Genomic DNA, 22,939 nt, shown 5'->3' on the forward strand with positions numbered 1-22,939 from the left:
TTCTTCACCGACTTCAACGTATTCAACATCGAGACATCGTGACGCAATCCGCCGATTCCACTTCCCGCTTTCCCGTCGCGTCGTACCAGGACGTACGCGCGCGCCTGCTGGCCCGCGACGAGATCGCGCTGATCGACGTACGCGAGGAAGATCCGTACGCACAGGGCCATCCGCTGTGGGCCGCCAACTTTCCGTTGTCGAAGCTCGAACTCGACGCGTGGACGCGGATTCCGCGCCGCGACACGCCGGTCGTCGTGTTCGGCGAAGCGGGCGGCGAGGATCTCGCGCCGCGCGCGGCCGCGACGCTCGCGCGGCTCGGCTACACCGACGTGCGGCTGCTCGACGGCGGCCTCGCGGGCTGGGTCGCCGCGGGCGGCGAACTGTTCATCGACGTGAACGTGCCGAGCAAGTCGTTCGGCGAATGGGTCGAGGCCGAGCGCCATACGCCGTCGCTGTCCGCGCAGGAGGTGCAGGCGCTGATCGACGCAAAAGCCGATGTCGTGATCGTCGACGCGCGCCGCTTCGACGAGTACCAGACGATGAACATCCCGACGTCGACCAGCGTGCCGGGCGCGGAACTCGTGCTGCGCGTGCGCGCGCTCGCGCCGGATCCGCGGACGCAGGTGATCGTCAACTGCGCGGGCCGCACGCGCAGCATCGTCGGCACGCAGTCGCTCGTCAACGCGGGGCTGCCGAATCCGGTCGCCGCGCTGCGCAACGGCACGATCGGCTGGACGCTGGCCGGCCAGACGCTCGAGCGCGGCGCCGCGCGCCGCTTTCCGGACGAGATCGACGCGGCGCAGCGCGCCGAAGCGCGTCGGGCCGCCCGCGCGGTGGCCGAGCGCGCCGGCGTGCCGCGCATCGCACTGGCCGATGTCGCCGCGCTCGACGAGCCGGGCCGCACGCTGTACCGCTTCGACGTGCGTACGCCGGAGGAATACGAAGCCGGGCATCTGCCGGGCTTCCTGAGCACGCCGGGCGGCCAGCTCGTGCAGGAGACCGACCATCACGCGGCCGTGCGCGGCGCGCGGATCGTGCTGGCCGACGACGACGGCGTGCGCGCGGACATGACCGCATCGTGGCTCGCTCAGATGGGCTGGGACGTGCGCGTCGTCGAACCGGCCGGTGCCGCGGCATTCGCCGAGCGCGGCCAGCCGCCGCGCGACGTGCCGGCGACGCCGCCCGCGACCGACGTGTCGCCCGCGACGCTCGCCGGCTGGCTGAAGGAGGCCGCGCCCGGCGAGCTCGCGATCGTCGACGTGACGGCCAGCGCGAACTACGTGAAGCGTCATATCCCGGGCGCGTGGTTTGCCGTGCGCGCGCAGTTGCGCGACGCGCTGGCGGCGATTCCGCCCGCGAAGCGCTACGTGTTCACGTGCGGATCGAGCCTGCTGGCGCGGTTCGCGGCGCACGACGCCCGCGCGCTGCTGCCGGCGTCGGCCGACATCCGGGTGCTGACCGGCGGCACGGCCGCGTGGATCGACGCCGGACTGCCGCTTGAAAGCGGCGACACGCATCTGGCGTCGCCGCGCGTCGACCGCTACCGGCGCCCGTACGAAGGCACCGACAACGCGGCGGCGGCGATGCAGGCGTATCTCGACTGGGAATACGGGCTGGTCGACCAGTTGAAGCGGGACGGCACGCACCACTTCAACGTGATCTGACCGACGCGGCACAACCGGGCGCGGCGTGCGCGGCGCCCGGTCGCGATGCGGGTCGGCGCTTCGTATCAGCGCTTGAACGTATCGACGGCCGTGCGGCCGACGGCCGGATCGTCGGTGAAGAAGCCGTCGATGCCCGCGCGCAGGTATGCCTGGATCTCGCGCACCGAGCCGGCCGTGTTGCGCGTGGCCGGCGTGCCGCCGTCCTTCAGCGACGCGGGCAGGAAGTTGTTCTCCGGGCGGAACGTGTACGGATGCACGACGAGGCCGGCCTCGTGCGCATAGCGCACGTACGGCGTCGGCTGCTGCAGTGTGCCGTCCGCGGCGACCGCGATGATCGACGTCTTGTACGGCCCGACGCCGTTCGCATAGGTCGTGATCTCGCGCATGCCGTCGCGCGTCGACAGGTCGCCGTAGGTGCGCGTGTCGTTCGCCTTCACGAAGTCGTACGGGCGCTGGCCGGCTTCGTCCATCAACTGCACGAGCTTCCAGTTCGGCTGGCTCGACTTGATCCGGTTGCGGATCGTCTTCAGGTTCGCGACTTCGAACGACTGGATGTAGACGGTCGCCGTGCGCGACGTGTACGAATCCTTCAGCAGCGCGTCGACGAGACGGTCCTCGAGCGGCAGGTTGATCGACTGGAAGTAGGTCGGATGCTTGGTCTCCGGATACAGGTGGATCGTGCGGCCGGTCTGCGCGGACATCTGCTTCGCGAGCGCGACGATCTCGTCGAACGTCGGAATCTCGAACTGGTCGTTGTACGCGGTGTTGGCCGGGCGCACCTGCGGAATGCGCTCGCGCGCCCGCAGCGTCTTCAGCTCGGCGAGCGTGAAATCCTCGGTGAACCAGCCGGTCAACTGCGCGCCGTCGATCGTCTTGGTCGCCTTGCGGCTCGCGAACTGCGGCAGCGCCGACACGTTCGTCGTGCCCGATATCTCGTTCTCGTGGCGGGCGACGAGCACGCCGTCGCGGGTCGACACGAGGTCGGGCTCGATCACGTCCGCGCCGTCCTCGATCGCCTTGCGGTACGACGCGAGCGTGTGTTCGGGGCGCAGCGCGCTCGCGCCGCGATGGCCGACCACCTGGACCTTCGCGGAAATCGGCTGGGTGGGATCGCGCGTCAGATCGTCGTCGCCGCCGCACGCGGCGAGCAGGAACGCGGCGGCACAGGCGAACGGGACGTAGCGCAGGGAGGTCGGGCGCTTGAGGAGCATGTCGATGAACCTTCGAAACGGAGTCGGAAAAGGGCGCTCGCTCCGGTGGGCCGGCAGGGCGCCGGGCTACGCGGAATCGAACGGTGCGCGATCGTCGCATCGAATAATTACATATGTATTACTTCGACCTTTCTGTTGATTTTTTGGGGGCGAGGCATGCGCCAGGGCGGTTGATGACAGGCTTGTTCGCGCAAGCATTCCGGCCGTCGCAGCGAACCCGCGCGCCGGATGCACTAAACTTGCGGGAATTTTGCATCGCCGCACCGGGGCCGACGCCTGCCGGGCGCGACGATGCGGCGACTCGCGGGCCGGCGCGGGCGTCCGGCGCCCGTGTGCGTCCGGGGCCCGCGCCGGCCGATTTTTCCCGACCCATGACGACCCATACCGATCCCGCCTATCTGCTCGGCGAACTGCTGAAGAACGTTTCCCGCTCCTTCTACCTGACGCTGCGCGTGCTGCCCGACGGCATGCGCGACCCGGTCGGCCTCGCGTATTTGCTTGCGCGCGCGGCCGACACGATCGCCGACACGGCGCTCGTCGCGCCCGACCGGCGGGCGGCGCTGCTGACCGACCTGCGCGACGACGTCGAGCGGCTCGGCGACGGCGCGGCGCTGTCGCGTTCGCTCGAGGACGTGACGCGGATGCAGACCGATTCGCACGAACACCTGCTGCTCGGCTCGATGGAGCCGATGCTCGCGCTGCTGCGCGCGCAGCCGGAGGCCGATCGCGCGTCGATCCGCAAGGTCGTCGCGACGCTCACCGCGGGGATGGAATTCGACCTGCGCACGTTTCCGGACGAGCAGTCGGGGCAGGTCGCATCGCTGCCGACGCGCGACATGCTCGACCGCTACACGTACCTCGTCGCGGGCTGCGTCGGCGAGTTCTGGACCGACATGACGGGCGCGCACACGCGCGCCGCGCGCGGCTGGGATCTGCCGGACATGCGGGAGAAGGGCATCCGTTTCGGCAAGGCGCTGCAGATGACCAACATCCTGCGCGACTGCGCGAAGGACCTGCGCATCGGCCGCTGCTACCTGCCCGACGACGTGCTGGGCGCGCACGGGCTCGTCGTGGCCGACCTGATGCAGCCCGAGGCTTCGGCGCGCGCGCGCGGCGTGCTGGTCGACCTGCTGCGCGTCGCGCTCGACCAGTATCGCGACGCCTGCCTGTATACGCTCGCGATCCCGCGCCGTTTCGTGCGGCTGCGGCTCGCCTGCCTGTGGCCGATCATGATCGGCCTCGAAACGCTCGAGCTGCTGGCCGGCCACGCTGCGTGGCTCGACCCGGCGCAGCCGGCCAAGGTGCCGAGAAAGCGCATCTACCGGATCATGGCGGCGTCGCTCGCGCTGGTCGGTTCGAACACGGCGATCCGCGCGCGCCTGACCGCGCTCGCCGATGCCGTGAGCGCGCGGCTCGCGCGCCCCGCAACGCAGCACTGAAGATCGCCGGCGCGACAGGCGCCGGTATCGCCTCCCGGCCCGCGTTCGTCGGGCCGTACCCGTCCGGTCTCCGACACGCCGACTAAAACGTTTTCATGATTTCGTGTCTCGAAATGTGGGTGTCACGAACGTCGGCGATCCTGCGCGGCGGCGTGAATCGCGGCGTCAGCTTCGATCGCGCATTTGTAAGATGTTTTGTCGCCGAAGGCGTCTGACGACATCGGTCGGTCGCGTTGCACCCGTAAAAATGTAAAGCTAGGGTTTTCACCGGCAAATGCCGGAAACGCCCGCCGCACAAGCGTTTCGGGCTGTCATGTAACCGTTTGGTGAACCGCCGCGTTGCGTCGATCATACGATGACCGACTGCACATGTTGGGAAACAATTGGTAATCCGTCAGAATCGCGTCGGCATGTACTCGCACATGTGTCGGTCATAAAACCACACCAGAAAAGAAACATTCTTTGAGGACGGAGAATCAATGAAAAAGCGCGTCGCTTTCGCCATGACGGCAGTGGGTCTCGCAGCCGCTACCGCCGCCCACGCCCAGAGCAGCGTGACCCTGTACGGTATCGTCGACAACGGTATCGCTTGGCAGAACAACTCGTCGGGCACCAGCGCGATCTCGGGTGGTCACTCGAAGGTGCAGATGTCCACCGGCGTGTGGGCAGGCAGCCGCTTCGGCCTGAAGGGCAGCGAAGATCTCGGCGGCGGCACGAAGGCGATTTTCCAGTTGGAAGCCGGCGTCAACACGGCTAACGGCTCGTCGCAGTGGACCAACGGCATCTTCACGCGTCAGGCATGGGTTGGCCTGACCAACACCGCGTACGGTACGCTGACGGCCGGCCGCCAGTACACCGCGTACTACACGCTGCTGTCGCCGTACAGCCCGACGACCTGGCTGACCGGTTACTACGGCGCGCACCCGGGCGATATCGATTCGCTGGATACCAGCTACCGCGCGAACAACTCGCTCGTCTACATGTCGCCGAAGTTCTACGGCTTCACGGTCGGCGGTTCGTACTCGTTCGGCGGCGTCGCAGGCGCGACGAACCGCGGCTCGACGTGGAGCGCGGCGATCCAGTACCTGAACGGCCCGGCAGGCATCGCGGTCGGCTACCAGAAGGTCAACAATGCGACGCTCGGCGGCGGCGTGTGGGGCGCGAACTCGACGGTCGAGAACGGTCTGACGGCAACGGGCGACGGCAACCAGCCGGCAGTCTCGTCGATCAACGGCGGTTACAAGACGGCACAGTCGCAACAGCGTCTCGCCGTGACGGCCGGTTACCAGTTCACGCCGGCGTGGGACATCTCGGTGTCGTACTCGAACGTCCAGTACATCCCGGGCGTGGGCTCGGCATTCCGCAACACGGCGATCTTCAACACGGCAGGCGCCGTGCTGCACTGGAAGGCATCGCCGCAGTGGGACTTCGCGGCAGGCTACTCGTACACGGCGGCAACGCAGTCGAACGGTGTTTCGAGCTCGGCCAAGTACCACCAGGTCACGCTGTCGCAGTACTACAGCCTGTCGAAGCGCACGGGTCTGTACGCGGTTGAAGCGTACCAGCACGCTAGCGGCAACACGATCAGCGGCCTTACCGGCGGCATCGTTAATGCGACGACGTCGATCGGCGACGGCGTGGGCGCAGGTTCGAAGCAGAACCAGATCGGCGCCGGCGTCGGCATGATCCACCGCTTCTGATGTCGCGCGGCGCGCGAGCGCCGCTCACGGCATGCGGTATGAAAAACCGGCCTTCGGGCCGGTTTTTTTATGCGCAGCGCATGGGCGCACTCCCGCACGCATCTTGCGATTCGGGTTGCGCCCGTGACGTTTGAATCAGGCATCGTTATCGCCGGGTTGCGGGCGTAGCGCGGCCCATTTCAGCAGCGCATCGAGCGCCGGGCAGAGCGCCTGCCCCCAATCGGTCAGGCCGTATTCGACCTTCGGCGGTACCTGAGGGTGAACGATCCGGCGAACCACCCCGTCTGCTTCCATCTGGCGAAGCTGCTGAGCCAGCATCTTCTGCGTGATGGCGGGGATCGCTCGTTCGAGTTCCGAGAATCGCAGCAGGTTGCCGCCGAACAGATGGAACAGGATCACCAGCTTCCATTTTCCATCGAGCATCTTGAGCGCCTGGTCGACACCCTCGGCCGCCGAGGTCGGGGTCCATTTCTTTTCCAATTTTCATCCTTACCGTTAAGTACGTACCTTACTTTTTCGTGCGTTCTTCCTGTTTCGGGCGCCTGGCTTCATCATTCTGGCTTATCGAGTCCGATTGCACCGGGCGATCCGGTGCCTCGTCAAGCACCGTCAAGTCGGGTGCATCAAGTTCCTCTCTCCGGAAATCACGCAATGACCTTCAATCTTGAACTTGCCGGGCGCAGAGCCCTTGTCACCGGCGGCACCAAAGGGGTTGGCGCGGCTGTCGTCGAATCCTTGCGAAATGCCGGCGTAACGGTCGTCGCCGCGGCACGCTCGGTTCCCGATACAGCGGCTGAAGGCGTCACCTGGATCGCCGCCGATCTGACGACGGCGGCTGGATGCCAGGTTCTGTCGAAGGCAGTGCTCGATCGCCTCGGCGGCATCGACGTGATCGTCAATGTTCTGGGGGGATCAAGCGCGCCGGGCGGAGGATTCGCAGTCCTGAGCGACGATGAATGGGATGCCGCGCTCAATCTGAACCTGATGGCGGCCGTGCGCATCGACCGGGCTTTGCTCCCGTCGATGATCGCACAGGGGGCCGGCGTCATCATCCACGTCACGTCGATACAGGACGAACTGCCGCTGCCCGAGGCAACCACCGCCTACGCGGCGGCGAAGGCGGCGCTGTCGACTTACAGCAAGAGCCTGTCAAAGGAAGTCACGCCGAAAGGCGTCCGCGTCGTGCGCGTTTCGCCGGGCTGGGTCGAGACCGAGGCAGCCGTTCGGCTAGCCGAGCGGCTGGCGGATCAAGCGGGGACCGATTACGAGGGCGGCAAGAAAATCATCATGGATGCGCTTGGCGGGATTCCACTCGGTCGCCCGGCCAAGCCTCAGGAAGTGGCCGACCTGATCACCTTTCTCGTATCGCCGCGCGCGGCATCGATCAGCGGCACCGAATATGTGATCGATGGCGGGACCGTTCCGACGGTCTAGGGCCTGTTCACGCTAATAACGGGCTTGCGAACGTGCATTGCCGGCTGCAGTGCAAGGAGCAAGGAGCGCCGTTTGGCCGAGCCAAACAAGCGACGCGCGACGCCGCAATGCGGCCGGCAACGCACGTTCCCCTGTTTGGAAAAAATCGTTCGTGGGGCTGGCCCCCAGAAGGGCCGATCGCCGCGTCATGCTCCTCGCGAATACGTCGAGTATTCGCTTCGTCGCGATCCTTGCGCTCGGCCCTTCTGGGGGCCAGCGCAAGCCCGTTATTAGCGTGAACAGGCCCTAGCATCGACGGATGCATGACCCGCATCAGTTGAAGCGCGCTGAAGCAACCAGGATTCAAGTTTGTCGGGCTGGCCATCGTCTACGACCACTCGACATGCTGCTTCCGACGGCAGCAGGTGACGCACGCCGGTCGATACGGGAACGCGTCGAGGGGTGCGTCAATGGAACGGCCGTCGCAGAGGAACGTCGCGTCGCGCTCGTCATGCAGCGGCGGCGACGCGCTCGAGCAGGTCATTGCGCTGCATCGTCCGTCCAGTTCCCCGCCAGCGCCTGAAACAGCGCCGCCGTGTCGGCAAGCCGGTCGGCCTGCGCGCGCGTCCGGTCGAGCGCCGTCTGCAGCGCCTGCCGCTGCGCGTCGAGCAGGTCGAACGCGCTGATCCCGCCTGCCGCGTAACGGTCGCCGGCAATCGCGTTGCTGGCCGCCGCTTCCCGCGCGGCGGTGTCTCGAGCCTGCAATTCGGCCGCGTCGTGTTCGACCGCGCGCATCGCGTCGGCCACTTGCTGAAGCGCCTGCAGCACGGTTTCCCGATAGCTCGCGAAGGCGGCGTCGTACGCCGCTTCGGCCGCCCGTTTCTTCGCACGAAGCTCGCCGCCGTGAAAGAGCGGCTGCGTGAGGCCAAGGCCGACATTCCATACATTGAGCCCGCTGACGATATCCGCGATGCGCGTGCGCTCCGAGCCGATTCCCGCCGAAATCGAAAAGCGCGGATACAGGTTCGCGGTGGCCACGCCGACGTTCGCGCTCGCCTGGTGCAACACCGCTTCCGCCGCGCGGATGTCGGGCCGCTCGCGTGCCAGCGTCGACGGCAGCGCGACCGGCAGGGTGCGCGGCAACGCGAGCGCATCGAGCGTGAGGTCGGGCAGCACGGCGTCGGACGGCGGCGCGCCGAGCAGGATCGCGAGCCGGTGGCCGGCCTGCGCGAGGCGGGCCGCGAGCGGCGGCAGCGATGCCTGCGTCTGCGCGAGCAGCGCGCGTTGCGCGTGCACGTCGGCCTGCGACACGCCGCCCGCCGCCAGGCGTGCTTCGACGATGCGCAACTGCCGCGTCTGTGCGTCGACGAGTTGTCGCGTGAGGGCGACCTGCTGCGCGAGCGACGCGCGCAGGATCGCGGTGGCGACGACGTTGCCCGCCAGCGTCAGCCGCGCGGCGTCGAGCGTGTATGCCTGGAAGTCGACCTGCGCGCGCAGTGCTTCGAGCGCGCGCCGGTTGCCGCCGAACACGTCGAGCACGTACGACACGCTCACCGACGCGTCATACAGCGTGAACGGCCCCGGATTCGGCACGTTGGCCGGCAGCCCGAATGCGGCGACGTCGACCTTTTCGCGCGTGGCGGACAGGTTCGCGTCGACACGCGGCAGCAGCGTCGCGCCGGCTTCGGCCGCATGGTTCTGCCGCGCTTCGTCGAGCCGCGCGCGGGCTTCGGCGAGCGTCGGGCTGTTTTGCCATGCGGTGTCGACGAGCCGGTTCAGCGGTTCGGAATCGAACTGCGTCCACCAGTGTGGCAGCGTGTGCGCGGCGCTTGCGAAGGTTTGTGCGTCGCCGGTCGGGCCGTTGGCGGCGGCGGTCGTCGCGGGCGGCTCGTCGCGCGTGTAGCGTGGCGTGGCCGGCGGGTCCGGCGCGCGGAAATCCGGCCCGACCGCGCATCCGGCGACGAGCAGCGCAGCGGCGGCCCATGCACAACCGCGCAGGGCGAGGGGCGCGCGACGCGAAACCGGCTTCATCGTGAGGTTCCCTAATCGAGCGTGCGCCGGTAGAAGCGCAACGCGATGCCCATCACGACCACGGTGAACAGCGCGACCGGCCATACGGATGGCCACAGGTCGGCCCAGCCGTTGCCTTTCAGCAGAATGCCGCGCACGAGGCGGTTGAAGTAGGTGAGCGGCAGCAGGTTGCCGACGAACTGCGCCCACTTCGGCATCCCGGCGAACGGGAACATGAAGCCCGACAGCAGGATGTTCGGCAGGAAGTAGAACACCGCGAGCTGCATCGCCTGCAACTGGTTCTGCGCGAGCGACGACAGCGTGATGCCGACCGTCAGGTTCGCGGCGATGAACAGCAGCGCGGACAGATAGATCGCGAACACGCCGCCGACGAACGGCACGTCGAACACGAATCGCGCCGCGGCGACGATGATCGACACCTGGATCAGCCCGATCAGCACGTACGGGACGATCTTGCCCGTCATCACCTCGAGCGGCCGCACGGGCGTCGCGAGCAGGTTCTCCATCGTGCCGCGCTCGCGTTCGCGCGTGATCGCGAGGCCCGTCATCATCACCATCGTCATCGTCAGGATCACGCCCATCAGGCCCGGCACGACGTTGTACTGCGTGATCCCTTCCGGGTTGTACAGCCGGTGCAGCACGACGTCGAACGCGGCCGGGCGGCCGTTCAGGTGCGCGAGCGGGCCGGTCAGGTCCTTGTTCGCGACGGGCTGCACGAGGCCCGGCAGCGCGCCGATCGCCGAGGCGGTCGCGACGGGATCGGTCGCATCGGCCTCGACGAGCAGCGACGGCCGCTCGCCGCGCAGCAGCCGCCGCGAGAAATCGGCCGGCACGCTCAGCACGAACTGCACGTCGCCGCGGGCGAGCGCATGACGGCCGGCTGCTTCGTCGGGCAGCGCCGCGACGACGTCGAAGTACGCGGAATTGCGCATCGCGGCGATGAAGCTGCGCGCGAACGGACTCGTATCGGCAACGATCACCGCGGTCGGCAGGTGTTTCGGATCGGTGTTGATCGCGAAGCCGAACAGCGCGAGCTGGATGATCGGCACGCCGACGATCATCGCGAACGTCACGCGGTCGCGGCGCAACTGCAGGAATTCCTTCAGTAAGATGCTCCACCAGCGCGCGACCGAGAACGCATCGCGCAGGCCCGCTCGCGCGTTCACGGCGACACCCCGCCGGGCGGCCCGGACGAGGCGCCCATCATGAAGATGAAGACATCCTCGAGCCCGGTGTCGATCGGTGCGACCCGCAGCGACGTGTCGCGGGCAACCTGTTCAAGTGTCGCGTCGAGCAGCGTGCGGTCGCGGCCGCTCACGTGCAGCGCCGAGCCGAACACGACCGTCTGGTCGACGCCCGGCATCGTGCGCAACCGTTCGGACAGTTCGGTCAGGTGCTCGCCGGTGATCGTACGCGTCGACAGGTGCTGCGACGCGACGATCTCCGCCGACGTGCCCTGCGCAAGCAGTTCGCCGTACGCGATGTAAGCGAGCTTGTGGCAGCGTTCGGCTTCGTCCATGTAGTGCGTGCTGACGAGCACCGAGATCCCTTGCGCGGCCAGCCTGTGCAACTCTTCCCAGAAATCGCGGCGCGCGGCCGGATCGACGCCGGCGGTCGGCTCGTCGAGCAGCAGCAGTTCGGGCTCGTGCAGCATGCACGCGGCCAGCGCGAGGCGCTGCTTCCAGCCGCCCGACAGCGCGCCCGTGAGCTGGTCCGCGCGGCTCGCGAGGCCGAGCCCGTCGAGCGCCCGCGCGACGGCCGCCTTGCGGTCGCGCATCCCGTACACGCGCGCGACGAAATCGAGGTTTTCGCGGATCGACAGGTCTTCCCAGTACGAGAAGCGCTGCGTCATGTAGCCGACGCGCCGCTTGATCTGCGCGCTGTCGCGCACGATGTCGTAGCCGAGACAGGTGCCGCTGCCCGAGTCGGGCGTGAGCAGTCCGCACATCATCCGGATCGACGTCGTCTTGCCGCTGCCGTTCGGGCCGAGAAAGCCGAAGATCTCGCCGCGCGCGACGCGCAGCGACACGTCCTTCACGACGTGCTTGTCGCCGAACCGTTTGTTCAGGCGATCGACGTCGATCGCGTAAGGCGCGGCCGGCGTGTTCATGGCGCCCTCACGGCGACGGGCTGGCCCGGATGCAGCTTCGGCGCGTCGGCGGCAGCGGGGCGCGCCTCGATCATGAACACGAGCTTGGTCCGGCTCTCGTTGCTGTAGATCACGGGCGGCGTGTATTCGGCTTCGCTCGAGACATAGGTGATGTGCGCGGGCACGTCGGCCGCGCAGCCGTCGCAATGGATCGCGACCGCGCGGCCCGGTGCGAGCGATGCGATGGCGGCTTCCGGCACGAAGAAGCGGACCTTCAGGTTTTGCGGCGGCAGCATCTGCACGACCGGGTTGCCGGCCTGCACCCATTCGCCGACGCGGTACAGCGTGTCGTACACGCGTCCGGCGGCCGGCGCGGCGATGCGTTTCTGGTCGAGTTTCCATTGCGCTTCGGCCACGGCCGCCTGCGCGGCGTCGACCTGTGCGGCCTGCGCGGCGACCTGTTGGGCGCGGCCCGGCAGCCGGGCGACGTCGACCTGATGGTGCAGTTCGCGCATCTGCGCGGCGGTGGTCCGAGCCGACGTGCGCGCATCGTCGAGCTGCTGCTGCGACAGGCCGCCGGCCGCGTACTGGCGCTCGTCGCGCGCGAGCTGCGCGGCGGCCCGCGCGGCCTGCGCGGTGGCCTGGACGAGCTGCGCCTGCGTGACGGCGACTTCCGGCGGGCGCTTGCCGGTCTGCAGGTCGGCAAGCTGCGCACGCGCCGCGGCGAGTTGATGTTGCGCCTGCGACAGCGCGGCCGTTTCGTTCGCGGCTTCGAGCGAGAACGCCGGCGCGCCGGCCGCGACGGCCTGGCCGCGTGCGACCGACAACTGCGTCAGCGTGCCCGATTGCGACGACGACAGGTACACGAATTCGCCCTCGACATAGCCCTGGTAGGTCGGGCCGTTGTCCGTGGACCGTCCGCAACCGGCGAGCAGCGCGATCGCGGCCAGCGCGAGCGGCAGCGCGCGGGCCGCGTTCACGACGGGCTCCGCGGCGAACGCGTCCGCGCACGCGGCGCGGCGGCCGGCGGCTGCATGCCGGAACCGAGCAGCGCACGGACGTGCCGGTGCAGCACGTCCCGATCGATCGGCGGCAGGCCGCGCGCGCTTTGCCACAGTTTCGCGGTCGCGAGCGGCAGCATCACGAGCGCGATGATCGAATGAAACAGGAACGCGGGTTCGAGCGCGGGGTTCAGCGTGCCGGCCTGCTGCGCGCCGCGGATGCGTTCGGCGAAACGCCCGATAGGCTCGAGCGGAATGCGGCGGAGCATCCGCTCGCGCAGCAGCCCGCCTTCGTGGATGATCTCGCGCAGCCAGATCGACGGCAGCCACGGCATGCGGTGCGTGACGTCGAAGAAGCGGTCGACGAGTTCGGCGACGAGCGCGAACGGATCGTTTTCGATCTGCGGCTCGCTCGGACGCCACACGAACGCGATGACCTGCGCGAGCCGTTCCTCGACGATCGCGTCGAGCAGTTGCTCGCGGTTCGTGAAGTAGTAGTGGACCATCGCGGACGTGACGCCGGCGGCGGCGGCGATCTGCGCGACCGTTGTCGCGGCGATGCCGCGCTCGGCGAACAACTGCATCGCGACGTCGAGCATGTGGTCGCGCAGGTCGAAATCGTCCACCGACGGGCGGCGCCCGCGCGGCCTGGCGACGGTGGATTTCGCGTTCATGCAGACGACGCTAATTGATGCGTTAGTTAATTTCAAGGAAGGGTTTTCGCCGGCGTCGATCGCGCCCGGACGCGCGTCGAATGGCGGCGCGGACGGGCACGGACGTGACGTGGCGGCGGGCAATGCGCCGGCGGCGGCGTGTAGGGAGCAGCTAAATGGGAAACGGCGGACGGGCTACGGCAAAGCGCGGCTGGGAAACCGCCCGGAACCGGCGGGAAAACCGGTCGGGAAACGCGGGCGTGGGCCGCACGCGGCACGCGCCCCGGCACAACGTCACTGATCGATCGGCGACTTCAGCGGCTGATGCTCGCCCGTCAACCCGAACACGACGAGTTGCGCGGGCTCGGTCGCGCTCGCGTTGCGCGACACCTGATGGCGCGAGCCCGGCGGCTCGTACCAGCCTTCGCCGGCGCGATAGCGGCGCAGCGGGCCGCCGTTCACCTGCGACAGCACTTCGCCTTTCGACACGACGGCGAACACCGAGCCGAGATGCCGGTGCGCTTCGGATGCCTGGCCGGGCGCATAGTCGACCGTCGCGACGACGACGCGCTTGGCCGGCGCTTCGGGCACGGCCTGCTGCATGAGCGCGTGCACGCTGTCGCCGGCGTCGTGCGCGTGGGCGGCGGCCGGCAGTGCCGCGGCGAGCACGAGCCCGGCGGACAGCGCGGCGCGATGGAGCGGGGAACGGATCATCGTCGCCGCCTTACTCGGGCATCTTGCGGAACGCGATCGCGAAGCGGTTCCACGAGTTGATCGTCGCGATCAGCATCGACAGATCGAACAGCTCCTCGTCGGTGAAGTGCGGCTTCACGGCTTCCCAGACGGCGTCGGGCACATGGTTGCCGGCCACCAGCGTCAGCGCCTCGGTCCATTCCAGGGCCGCGCGTTCGCGCTCGGTGAAGAACGGCGTTTCGCGCCACGTGACGACGGTCGCGAGACGGCGATCGGTTTCGCCGCCCTTGCGCGCGTCGGTCGTGTGCATGTCGACGCAGAACGCACAGCCGTTGATCTGCGACGCGCGCAGGCGGACGAGTTCGGCGAGCGGCTTCTCGATCGAGCTCTTCGCGAGGAATTCCTCGGCGTTGCGCATCACCTTGATGGCATTCGGGCTGGCGGCATAGAAGTTCAGGCGCGGTTGCATGGCAGGTCCTTTTCGGTTGGGTAGCGCCGGGGTGGCGCGACAGGACCCACTTTAAGACGCGTACTGGCCTGCTTGAATAACCAATTCCGTGGAAATTCAGGTAACCAGTTGCGACCCGCCCGCGATACCGGCCTCCAGCAGGCCGGCCAGCTTCGCGAGCGCCGTGTCGATGCGCAGCGCGTCGATCCCGCCATAGCCGAACAGCAGCCCCGGGCGCACCGGCACGCCCACGTGGAACGCCGAGATTCCGTACAGGCCAATGTCCTGCGCCCGCGCCGCGCGGACCAGCGCCGCTTCGTTGAGCCCCGGCTTCAGGTGCGCGGCGAGATGGATGCCGGCGGTCGGCACGATCGCGTCGAACCACGGCGCGAGTTCGCCGCGCAGGTGCGCGATCAGCATCTTGCGACGCGCGTCGTAGTGCTTCTGCACGCGTTTCAGGTGCCGCGCGAAATCGCCTTCGTGCATGAAGCGCGCGAGCGCCGCCTGCGTCAGCGTGCAGGTGTGCCAGTCGACGATCTGCTTCGCCTTGACCAGCGCGCCGCGCAGCGCGCGCGGCGGAATCGCGTAGCCGATCCGCAGCTCGGGAAAGATCGTCTTCGAGAACGTGCCGACGTACGCGACGAGGCCCGTCCGGTCGAGACTCTTCAGCGATTCGACCGGTCGGCCCTCGAAGCGGAATTCGCCGTCGTAGTCGTCCTCGATGATCACCGCGCGGCGGCGCTGCGCCCATTCGAGCAGCGCGACACGGCGCTCGAGCGTCATCGGCATGCCGAGCGGGAACTGGTGCGACGGCGTCACGTAGACGAGCCGTGCGTCGTCCGGCAGCCGCTCCGTGACGAGGCCGTGCGCATCGACCGGCACGCCGATCACCGTCGCGCCGAGCGATGCGAACGCGGCGCGCGCGGGCGGATAGCCGGGATCCTCGACCGCGACGACGTCGCCCGGCCGCACGACGACGCGCGCGAGCAGGTCGAGCGCCTGTTGCGCGCCTTGCGTGACGAGCACGTCGTCCCAGCTGCATGCGACCGCACGGCTGAATCCGACGTAGCGCGCGATCGCGCCGCGCAACTGCGGATCGCCGGTCGGGTCGTGGTACTGGCCGGGGCCGCGCGCCTGCTGGCGCAGCGCGTGATGCAGGCAGCGCCGCCACGCGTCGAACGGGAACAGCGTCTTGTCGGTCACGCCGCCGCGAAAGTCGAAGGCGGGCGAGTCCTGCGGCGCGGGCATCGCGAGTGCGTCGGGCAGGTCGTTCCACAGCGCACGCGCATCGACCGCGTCGATGCGCGGCATCTCGTCGACGATCGACGGCGCCGACATCGTCGCCGCGTGCGGCACGCGCGCCAGGCCGTCGGCGACGAACGTGCCGTCGCCGGCGCGTGTATTCAGGTAGCCCTCGGCGACGAGGCGCTCGAAAGCGTCGAGCGTCGTCTTGCGCGACACGCCGAGCTGTTTCGCGAGGTCGCGCGTCGACGGCAGCCGCGCGCCGCCTTCGAGACGCCCGTCGACGATCGCGGTGCGCAGTTGCCGGAAGATTTGCCCCGTCAGGTCGTGACGGCCTTCGATGCGGATCGCGATGTCCATTGCAGTGGTTACCTCGATTCGAGTTATTTCGCGTGAATCAGCATACCGGAAGTGGCACGTGTCAGCCGCAGTTCGAGGGGGCGGGCGCTTCGCGCGAGGGCGGCCGGGCGGCGCATTCCCGTGATGGGAACCGGCGGTCCCGGCCGCCGGCCTGTCGTCCGATTGGACCGCCGCCTGCCGCTGCCGTACGATCCACGACAACCTCATTCCGGAGCGACCTCATGCTGTCCGAAGACGAACTGGCGCTGCTCGACGCGATCCGCGCCACCGGCAGCCTGTCGCGTGCCGCCGCGCGGCTCGGCAAGGCGCCGTCGACGGTGTCGCACGCGGCGCGCCAGCTCGAAACGCGGTTCGACGCGCTGCTGTTCGACCGGCGCGGCTACCGGCTGCAGCTCACGCCGGCCGGGCAATTGCTGGCCGACGAGGCGGCGCGGCTGGCGCTCGACGTCGCCCGGCTGACGCAGCGCGTGCGGCAGGTCGCGAGCGGCTGGGAGGACCGGCTGTGGATCGTCACCGACGAAGTGCTGGAGTTCGATACGCTCCTGCCGGTCGTCCGCGCATTCGATGCGCTCGATTCCGGCGTGTCGCTGCGCTTCACGCACGAGGTGCTCGGCGGGACCTGGGAAGCGTTGCGCGACGGCCGCGCGGATCTGGTCGTCGGTGCGACCAACGAGCCGCCGGCGATTCCGGGCCTCAAGTGGTTCGAACTCGGTGCGATGGCGTGGGTGTTCGCGGTGTCGCCGCGCCACCCGCTGGCGTCCGCGAGTGGGGTGCTGACGCGCGACGCGATCGGTGCGCACCGTGCGGTCGTCGTCGCCGATTCGTCGCGGCGCGCGGCCGGCCGAGCCTATGGCCTGCTCGGCGGGCAGGCGGTGCTCGCGGTGCCGTCGATGCGCGCGAAGATCCTCGCGCAGCGCGACGCGCTCGGCGTCGGTTGGGTGCCGCGCCGGCGCGTCGCGTCGTTGCTCGCACGCGGCGAACTGGTCGAGAAGCAGACGGCCGATCCGCGCGAGCCGAATCTGCTGTACGTCGCGTGGCACGGCGACCGCGATGGTCGCGCGCTGCAATGGTGGCTGGAGCAACTGCGCGAGCCGAGACTCGCACAGCGGCTGCTCGACGGGATCGACGTGGTCGTCTGAACGCGTGCGCCCGAACATGTTCGACGTTTTCGAACATGTTCGTCGCGCCGGTCGTACGGCAAGGCCGCGCGCCGCGCGCATCCTGTGTTCACGGTCAACTCACCGGTTCACAGGAGAACATCATGCAACGCTTCGAAGGAAAGACGGTCCTCGTCACGGGCGGCAACAGCGGCATCGGCCTGGCGGCCGCCAGGGCATTCGCGGCCGAAGGCGCGCGGGTCATCATCACCGGGCGCGACGCCGAGACGCTGGAAGCCGCCCGTCAAACGCTCGGCGAAGGCGCGCTGGCGATTCGCAACGAAGCCGGCAGCGTCGCGTCGGCCCGCGCGCTGGCCGACGCGATCGCCACCGCCGGCGTGCGGCTCGACGCCGTATTCGTCAACGCGGGCGTCGCGAAACTCGCGCCGTTCGCCGACAGCGACGAAGCGATGTGGGATCTCGTCTTCAACACCAATGTGAAGGGCGCGTATTTCCAGATCCAGTCGCTGGTGCCGCTGCTGAACCGCGGCGCATCGATCGTGATCAACGGCTCGATCAACGCGCATATCGGGATGCCGGGCTCGTCGGTGTACGCGGCGAGCAAGGCGGCCGTCAATTCGTTCGCGAAGACGCTGTCGACGGAACTGCTGCCGCACGGCGTGCGCGTGAACGTGGTCAGCCCCGGGCCCGTGCAGACGCCGCTGTACGGCAAGCTCGGGCTCGATGCGGCGACGCTCGACGAGACCGCCGAGAAGATCAAGGGCCTCGTGCCGGTCGGCCGGTTCGGCACGCCCGATGAAATCGCGTCGACGGTGCTGCACCTGAGCGCGCCGGAATCCGCGTTCATCGTCGGCGCGGAAATCATCGCGTCGGGCGGGATGGGGTTGCTCTGAAGGGCGAGGCGGGCGGGGACCGCAACCGGCCAATACGATGCCGGGCGAGCGGCCCCCGTCACATGCGCCTATCGGGACGCACAGGCGCCACGCGTGGCATCGCCGGTTTCCAGTTGCGTCACCGTCAACCCCGCGAACGTCGCGCGGCCCCGCTCGGCGAACACGGCCACGCGATCCGCCTCGAGCGGCGGAAAGATCAGGTCCGTCAGCGTCACGCGGCCGCCGTTCGCGAATACTTCGACCGACCCGCGATCGACGACGATTTCCAGCCGCAGTTGCCCGTGTTCGAGCGGCAGGTCGACGATGTGCTCGCGGCTGAACGTGCCGGCGAAATTCGCTTCGCCGGATTGCGAGCGGTCGAGCGTCAGCGTCCGCTTCGCCGTGTCGTACACGATCCGGGTGCCGATCGAGCCGTCGGCCGAACGCCGGACGATCAGGCCCGCGCGCGCGGCACGCTGCGGCGAGAGCGTCACCGTGATGCGCTGGACGACGCCGCGCGTGGCGGCCGACAGCACCCGGGTAGCGGAGTCGACCGTGACGTCACCTTCATGCACGGCGGGCCGGCCGTCGGCCCATGCGTCGAAGGCGGCGGCCGGCGCGACGACGAGGCTCGGCTCGCCGTCGATCGTCTTCAGCGACAGTTCGCGCGGCAGCGTGGTCGCGCCGCGCCATGGGGTGGTCGGCACCTTTGCCGCGTAATCCCAGTTGCTCATCCATGCGATCGCGACCGGCCGCGCGCCGGGTGCGCCGGAGAACGTGCCGGCCGCATAAAAATCGGCGCCGTGATCGACCCAGCGGAATTGCGCGGGATCCGAGCCGGCCGGTGCGACGCGATCCGGCACGAACGTGCGGCCGTCGAAGTTGCCGACGAAATACATCGCGCCGGAACCGCCGGCGATCGACCACGGATTCACGTTGACGATCATCACCCACTTGATGCGGCGGGGATCGCCGTCGAGCGGCAGCGGGACGAGATCGGGCATTTCCCACAGCGCGCCCGCATGCGGCACGTCCGGCAGCGTGAAGTCGCTGAGGAACGACCAGTGGACCAGGTCGTCGGAGCGATAGAGCTTCACGACATGCGCATCGGCGACGACCGTCGTCATCAACCAGTAGCCGCCCGGCGCATACCACGACACTTTCGGGTCCCGAAATTCCTTCGATTCCGGATCGAGCGTCAGCACCGGGTTGTGCGCATACGGCTGCCAGGTCGTGCCCTGATCGAGGCTGTACGCGAGCGACTGGGCCTGTATGCCGGGTGCATGACCCGAGCCGGCCTTGTAGACGCTCGTATAGAGCGCGACGAGCGGCGTGTGGCCCGGTGTGCCGAGACCGGACGTGTTCAGGGTATCGGCGACGATCGAGCCGGAGAAGATTTCCTCGGTGGCGTTCGCGCGCATCGCGACCGGCTGCTCGCGCCAGTGGACGAGATCGGTGCTGGTCGCGTGGCCCCACGACATGTTGCCCCAGTCGTTGCCGAGCGGGTTGTACTGATAGAACAGGTGATAGCGGCCGTTCGCGTAGACGAGCCCGTTCGGGTCGTTCATCCAGTTGCGCTGCGGCGTGTAGTGGAGGGCGGGCCGCCATTGCGGCGTGCCGTTATCGCCGTTATCGGCCTGCATATGGCAGGGAGCGGCGGCGGCCTGCGTGCAGGCCATGCAAACGAGCAGCAGCCGGATGATGCGGACGGAAAAGCGGAAAGACGTCGATTTCATGCGGTGCCAGAGGTGCTTCGTCGGGCGAAGCGGGAAAGGATGGCGCAGGCCGCGTGCAACGACGACCTGCGCAATGGTCAAAAAAGTCGGAAGAAAAAGAGGATGCGCACACGCGACACGCGCGATACGCGCCTCCTGAACCTCGTGCCTTTACCGACGATCGTTACTGTTGGTTACTGCCCCTGACCGTTGCCGTCGTTGTGGCCGGCCCCCGTCGCCGGCAGGTTCGCCGGGATGTCGCCGTAGCCGCCGAGGCCGCCGCGTCCATACGTGCGGTCGACCGCCGTCGACGTGCCGTTGATGTTCACCTTCACCGTCGGCGCGAGCGTGCCGCCGCGGCGCGGGCCGATCGCATCGATGAACGACTCGACGAGCCCGCCCGGCATCACGTAGTGCGAATACGACTGGAATTCGCGCGGGTTCTGGTTCGGGTCCTGCGCATACGGTGCGCCGGCCGGTGCGGAGAAGTCGGTCGGGTTGCCGAGCACGAGGCCGCTGCCGCCGTTCAGCGGCAGGAAGTCGCTGCGGATGCCGTTGCCGACGAAGCCGTACACGCCGTCCGGGCCGTCGACGCCGGCCGCCATCGTCGTGCGGTGGCTGATCGTGAACAGGTAGTACTTGCCGTCCTTCAGGTAGATCTGCGGGCGCTCGGTCTGGTCGTCGACGCAGTTCGCCGACAGGATCGGCGGCAGGAACTTCCACTCGGTCAGTTGCGGGTTCGTCGCGACCGCGAGGCCGACGTTGGCCTTTTGATACACTGCGCCCGAATTCATCACCGCGTTGAGATCTTCCCGGTTCGGATCGTTCGGCGCATAGCCGAGATCGGCCTCGTTGCAGGTGCGTGCGCCGCGCTGGCCGCCGGTGTTGCCTTCGAACACCATGTAGGTCTTGCCCGGATGCGCGGGGTCGGTGAACACGAACGGATCGCGGAACGAGAAGTAGGTGTTCTGCTGGCCGGTCTGGTAGTAGTTGCCGTCCGGCTGCAGCAGCGCCTTGTGATCGCCGAAGCCGGTGAACCACACGTGCGTGTCGTCGGCGTGGATGTTGCCGTCGGTGCGCGTGATGATCGCCTGCGGCGGCGTGATGTCGGCGCCGCCGGGCGCCGAGCGGTTGAACGACGTCGCGGTGTAGTAGAGGCTGACGTTGCTGCCGTTCGTGAGGCGCGCGGAGCCCGACCATTCGGCGTTGTTGGTCATCGGCGCGGTGCCGAACACCCGGGCGCTCGCGCCGTCCGGGAACAGGTGGCCGCCCCAGGTCCAGCCGCCGTTCGCGGGGCGTTGCGACGCGGGGATGCCGGCGCGGCGATAGAAGAAGCCGATGCGGGCGTGGACGTGACGGTCGTCGAACGTGTAGCCCGCGTGCGGATCGGCGGTGAGCGAGAAGATCACCTCCCAGCCCTTGTAGCTGAGCTGGTTCGCGCGCAGGTCGGCCAGCGGCCACGTGTCCCACACCCACACGTTCGAGTTGATCAGCGGGAAATCCTGCGGGATGTCCGGCATCGTCAGCGCTTGCGGCAGCGAATTCTTGTCGGCGCCGGCGGTATGCGATTGCGCGACGATCTGGCGGATGTCCGCCCGCGTCCAGCGCATCGTGAAGTTGCCTTCGGGATCGTAGGCTTGCTGCGTATGGGGCGTGGGCACGGGCGCGCCCGTGCCGCCGGACTGCGCGTGCGCGACGGACGCGAAGGCGGCGAGTGCGCCGCCAGCGAGCAGCAAACGTTTGGCCGCGGTCGGGCGGAAAAGGGGAAAGTATGTCATCTCGTCGTCGTTTCCTTGGGATGGTGAAAGTGAACGGCTGAGTGGGCATCGATGTCCAAACCGGTTTGGATGCTATTTCAAACCGGTTTGGAACGCAAAAGATATTTATTTGACGGTAATCATTACCAAATGGAAATAATTACCCCGTCGGCGCGTCCCGGTTGTCGGGCGGCCGGGCGGATCGGCGAATGCGAGGAGTGACGGTGACGGTGAAGGTGAATCTGAAGGCGCTGTCGGATGCGCTCGGTCTGTCGCGGACGACGGTCAGCCGCGCGTTGAACGGTTACGACGACGTGAGCGAAGCGACGCGCGAGCGCGTGGCGAAGGCCGCGCAGGAAATGGGCTACGTGGCCGATCCGACCGCGCGCCGGTTGGCCACCGGGCGGGCCGACATGATCGGGATCGTCTATCCGTTCGGCGCCGGCGATCTCGGCGATCCGCGGTTCGGCGAAGTCGTCGCGGGCATCACCGAGCGGCTCGCGGAGCGCAATCTCGATTTCATCATCGCGTCCGCGCGACCGAACGCGGAACGGGACACCTATCGGCGGATCGTCGACGGCAAGCTCGTCGACGGGCTGATCGTCGCGCGCACGCTGGTGGACGATCCGCGTATCGCGTATCTGCAGGCGAGCGGGTTTCCGTATGTCGCGTACGGCCGCACGCAGGCGGCCAGCCCGTATGCGTGGTTCGATTTCGACAACGAGGCGGGCGCGCGTGACGCGGTGCGCCGGCTGATCGGCTTCGGGCATCGGCGCATCGCGATGATCAGCGCACCGCTGGCGCTGAATTTCGCCGCGCAGCGGCGCGCCGGCTATCTGTCGGCATTGCGCGAAGCCGGTATCGACGCGGATCCGGCGCTGCTCGTCGAATGTGCGTTTACGTACGACGGCGGGCAGCAGGCGGCGCGGGCGTTGCTCGCGCACGCCGAGCCGCCGACCGCGCTGCTGGTCGACAACAACATCGCGGGCGGCGGCGCGTTTCGCGCGCTGGTCGACAGCGGGCTGCGCCTGGGCGCGGACCTGTCGCTGATCGTCTATGACGGCGTGCCGCCGGATATCGCGCATCCGTATCGCGTCACGGCGGTCGTGCAGCCGACCGGGCATGCATCGGGGCGCTCGCTCGCGGAACTGATGCTGCGGCTGCTGGACGACGGCGTGCGCGACCATCGGCTCGAAGCACCGGTAATCGAAGCGGGCGATACGGACGGTCCGTTGCGCGGGTAGCCGGCGCGGCGACGGGGCGACGGGGCGACGGCGGGCGGCGATGGCGATGCCGAACTGCGCCCGTCGCAAAGGCCATGACGACGGCAGGGGCGAATACGCGTTCTTCTAGACGACCGGTCTAATTCGAGGATATCATCCGTCCTCGTAAATGCGGCGACGTCCACGGCAGGCTCATGCAGCTGGACGCCGTCGTTTTATTTCGGCCGCTTCTAGACGACTGGTCTAATAGGCGTATATCGCATGCGGATGAATGAATCGCACGTTGCCGCGCGCTGGCTGACTAACCGAC

Annotated in this window: 19 protein-coding genes; 7 read left to right on the forward strand and 12 right to left on the reverse strand. The window is 68.3% G+C overall.

Features of this window, described 5'->3' with window-relative positions:
• The first annotated feature begins 38 nt into the window (after nucleotides 1–38).
• Nucleotides 39–1,664: a rhodanese-related sulfurtransferase gene (locus HWW87_RS28700; RefSeq protein WP_175823131.1), complete on the forward strand. Its 1,626-nt coding sequence runs from the start codon at nucleotides 39–41 to the stop codon at nucleotides 1,662–1,664.
• 65 nt (nucleotides 1,665–1,729) lie between these two features.
• Here the strand turns inward: HWW87_RS28700 and HWW87_RS28705 are convergent, their stop codons facing one another.
• Nucleotides 1,730–2,875 carry a glycerophosphodiester phosphodiesterase gene (locus HWW87_RS28705; RefSeq protein WP_175823132.1) on the reverse strand — a complete coding sequence of 382 codons (1,146 nt, stop codon included), beginning with the start codon at nucleotides 2,873–2,875 and terminating at the stop codon, nucleotides 1,730–1,732.
• A 371-nt stretch (nucleotides 2,876–3,246) separates the two neighbouring features.
• Between HWW87_RS28705 and HWW87_RS28710 the strand changes: the two genes are divergently transcribed.
• Both HWW87_RS28710 and HWW87_RS28715 read left to right on the forward strand, forming a co-directional pair.
• A complete protein-coding gene (locus HWW87_RS28710) occupies nucleotides 3,247–4,314 on the forward strand; it encodes a squalene/phytoene synthase family protein (protein ID WP_175823133.1) in 1,068 nt (355 codons plus the stop codon).
• Nucleotides 4,315–4,793: 479 nt separating this feature from the next.
• Nucleotides 4,794–6,014 (forward strand): porin, encoded by a 1,221-nt coding sequence (locus HWW87_RS28715; protein WP_175823134.1) that lies wholly within the window; start codon nucleotides 4,794–4,796, stop codon nucleotides 6,012–6,014.
• 135 nt (nucleotides 6,015–6,149) lie between these two features.
• Here the strand turns inward: HWW87_RS28715 and HWW87_RS28720 are convergent, their stop codons facing one another.
• On the reverse strand, nucleotides 6,150–6,494 hold the full coding sequence (locus HWW87_RS28720; protein WP_279608054.1) for a helix-turn-helix domain-containing protein: 345 nt from the start codon (nucleotides 6,492–6,494) through the stop codon (nucleotides 6,150–6,152).
• A 171-nt stretch (nucleotides 6,495–6,665) separates the two neighbouring features.
• Here HWW87_RS28720 and HWW87_RS28725 point away from each other — a divergent pair, with 171 nt between their 5' ends.
• Nucleotides 6,666–7,448 carry an SDR family oxidoreductase gene (locus tag HWW87_RS28725; protein WP_175823135.1) on the forward strand — a complete coding sequence of 261 codons (783 nt, stop codon included), beginning with the start codon at nucleotides 6,666–6,668 and terminating at the stop codon, nucleotides 7,446–7,448.
• A gap of 519 nt (nucleotides 7,449–7,967) precedes the next feature.
• Here HWW87_RS28725 and HWW87_RS28730 read toward each other — a convergent pair.
• From HWW87_RS28730 to HWW87_RS28765, 8 genes are all read right to left on the reverse strand, one after another.
• Nucleotides 7,968–9,458, reverse strand: a complete 1,491-nt coding sequence (locus HWW87_RS28730; protein WP_175823136.1) for an efflux transporter outer membrane subunit — start codon at nucleotides 9,456–9,458, stop codon at nucleotides 7,968–7,970.
• Nucleotides 9,459–9,469: 11 nt separating this feature from the next.
• Entirely contained in the window at nucleotides 9,470–10,624 is a 1,155-nt protein-coding gene (locus HWW87_RS28735; RefSeq protein ID WP_175823137.1) for an ABC transporter permease, read from the reverse strand.
• The gene (locus HWW87_RS28740) at nucleotides 10,621–11,568 is read right to left on the reverse strand and encodes an ABC transporter ATP-binding protein (RefSeq protein ID WP_175823138.1); all 948 of its coding nucleotides are present in this window, start codon (nucleotides 11,566–11,568) and stop codon (nucleotides 10,621–10,623) included. The genes HWW87_RS28735 and HWW87_RS28740 overlap by 4 nt, the downstream gene beginning before the upstream one ends.
• Nucleotides 11,565–12,527: an HlyD family efflux transporter periplasmic adaptor subunit gene (locus tag HWW87_RS28745; RefSeq protein WP_175823139.1), complete on the reverse strand. Its 963-nt coding sequence runs from the start codon at nucleotides 12,525–12,527 to the stop codon at nucleotides 11,565–11,567. Before HWW87_RS28745 ends, HWW87_RS28740 begins: the two co-directional genes overlap by 4 nt.
• Nucleotides 12,524–13,222, reverse strand: a complete 699-nt coding sequence (locus HWW87_RS28750) for a TetR/AcrR family transcriptional regulator (protein ID WP_175823140.1) — start codon at nucleotides 13,220–13,222, stop codon at nucleotides 12,524–12,526. The genes HWW87_RS28745 and HWW87_RS28750 overlap by 4 nt, the downstream gene beginning before the upstream one ends.
• Nucleotides 13,223–13,495: 273 nt before the next feature.
• The gene (locus HWW87_RS28755) at nucleotides 13,496–13,915 is read right to left on the reverse strand and encodes a cupin domain-containing protein (protein WP_175823141.1); all 420 of its coding nucleotides are present in this window, start codon (nucleotides 13,913–13,915) and stop codon (nucleotides 13,496–13,498) included.
• A gap of 10 nt (nucleotides 13,916–13,925) precedes the next feature.
• On the reverse strand, nucleotides 13,926–14,363 hold the full coding sequence (locus tag HWW87_RS28760; RefSeq protein ID WP_027805767.1) for a carboxymuconolactone decarboxylase family protein: 438 nt from the start codon (nucleotides 14,361–14,363) through the stop codon (nucleotides 13,926–13,928).
• 96 nt (nucleotides 14,364–14,459) lie between these two features.
• Nucleotides 14,460–15,944 (reverse strand): PLP-dependent aminotransferase family protein, encoded by a 1,485-nt coding sequence (locus HWW87_RS28765; protein WP_175823142.1) that lies wholly within the window; start codon nucleotides 15,942–15,944, stop codon nucleotides 14,460–14,462.
• A 221-nt stretch (nucleotides 15,945–16,165) separates the two neighbouring features.
• Here HWW87_RS28765 and HWW87_RS28770 point away from each other — a divergent pair, with 221 nt between their 5' ends.
• A complete protein-coding gene (locus tag HWW87_RS28770) occupies nucleotides 16,166–17,083 on the forward strand; it encodes a LysR family transcriptional regulator (RefSeq protein ID WP_175823143.1) in 918 nt (305 codons plus the stop codon).
• A gap of 122 nt (nucleotides 17,084–17,205) precedes the next feature.
• A complete protein-coding gene (locus HWW87_RS28775; protein WP_175823144.1) occupies nucleotides 17,206–17,955 on the forward strand; it encodes an SDR family oxidoreductase in 750 nt (249 codons plus the stop codon).
• 68 nt (nucleotides 17,956–18,023) lie between these two features.
• Here HWW87_RS28775 and HWW87_RS28780 read toward each other — a convergent pair whose 3' ends face one another.
• Nucleotides 18,024–19,670 carry a glycoside hydrolase family 32 protein gene (locus tag HWW87_RS28780; RefSeq protein WP_175823145.1) on the reverse strand — a complete coding sequence of 549 codons (1,647 nt, stop codon included), beginning with the start codon at nucleotides 19,668–19,670 and terminating at the stop codon, nucleotides 18,024–18,026.
• 173 nt (nucleotides 19,671–19,843) lie between these two features.
• Entirely contained in the window at nucleotides 19,844–21,427 is a 1,584-nt protein-coding gene (locus HWW87_RS28785) for a glycoside hydrolase family 68 protein (protein ID WP_175823146.1), read from the reverse strand.
• Between the two features lie 188 nt (nucleotides 21,428–21,615).
• Between HWW87_RS28785 and HWW87_RS28790 the strand changes: the two genes are divergently transcribed.
• Nucleotides 21,616–22,650, forward strand: a complete 1,035-nt coding sequence (locus tag HWW87_RS28790) for a substrate-binding domain-containing protein (RefSeq protein WP_175823147.1) — start codon at nucleotides 21,616–21,618, stop codon at nucleotides 22,648–22,650.
• Nucleotides 22,651–22,939: the final 289 nt, after the last annotated feature.

The sequence above is a fragment of the Burkholderia sp. BCC0419 genome, assembly GCF_902830285.1.
Taxonomy (GTDB): Bacteria; Pseudomonadota; Gammaproteobacteria; order Burkholderiales; family Burkholderiaceae; genus Burkholderia.

Coding starts and splice junctions, on each gene's coding strand:
- HWW87_RS28715 (WP_175823134.1), top strand. CDS start 4,794: ATGAAAAAGCGCGTCGCTTTCGCCATGACGGCAGTGGGTCTCGCAGCC.
- HWW87_RS28725 (WP_175823135.1), top strand. CDS start 6,666: ATGACCTTCAATCTTGAACTTGCCGGGCGCAGAGCCCTTGTCACCGGC.
- HWW87_RS28710 (WP_175823133.1), top strand. CDS start 3,247: ATGACGACCCATACCGATCCCGCCTATCTGCTCGGCGAACTGCTGAAG.
- HWW87_RS28780 (WP_175823145.1), bottom strand. CDS start 19,670: ATGAAATCGACGTCTTTCCGCTTTTCCGTCCGCATCATCCGGCTGCTG.
- HWW87_RS28770 (WP_175823143.1), top strand. CDS start 16,166: ATGCTGTCCGAAGACGAACTGGCGCTGCTCGACGCGATCCGCGCCACC.
- HWW87_RS28755 (WP_175823141.1), bottom strand. CDS start 13,915: ATGATCCGTTCCCCGCTCCATCGCGCCGCGCTGTCCGCCGGGCTCGTG.
- HWW87_RS28775 (WP_175823144.1), top strand. CDS start 17,206: ATGCAACGCTTCGAAGGAAAGACGGTCCTCGTCACGGGCGGCAACAGC.
- HWW87_RS28765 (WP_175823142.1), bottom strand. CDS start 15,944: ATGGACATCGCGATCCGCATCGAAGGCCGTCACGACCTGACGGGGCAA.
- HWW87_RS28705 (WP_175823132.1), bottom strand. CDS start 2,875: ATGCTCCTCAAGCGCCCGACCTCCCTGCGCTACGTCCCGTTCGCCTGT.
- HWW87_RS28785 (WP_175823146.1), bottom strand. CDS start 21,427: ATGACATACTTTCCCCTTTTCCGCCCGACCGCGGCCAAACGTTTGCTG.
- HWW87_RS28740 (WP_175823138.1), bottom strand. CDS start 11,568: ATGAACACGCCGGCCGCGCCTTACGCGATCGACGTCGATCGCCTGAAC.
- HWW87_RS28790 (WP_175823147.1), top strand. CDS start 21,616: ATGCGAGGAGTGACGGTGACGGTGAAGGTGAATCTGAAGGCGCTGTCG.
- HWW87_RS28730 (WP_175823136.1), bottom strand. CDS start 9,458: ATGAAGCCGGTTTCGCGTCGCGCGCCCCTCGCCCTGCGCGGTTGTGCA.
- HWW87_RS28750 (WP_175823140.1), bottom strand. CDS start 13,222: ATGAACGCGAAATCCACCGTCGCCAGGCCGCGCGGGCGCCGCCCGTCG.
- HWW87_RS28760 (WP_027805767.1), bottom strand. CDS start 14,363: ATGCAACCGCGCCTGAACTTCTATGCCGCCAGCCCGAATGCCATCAAG.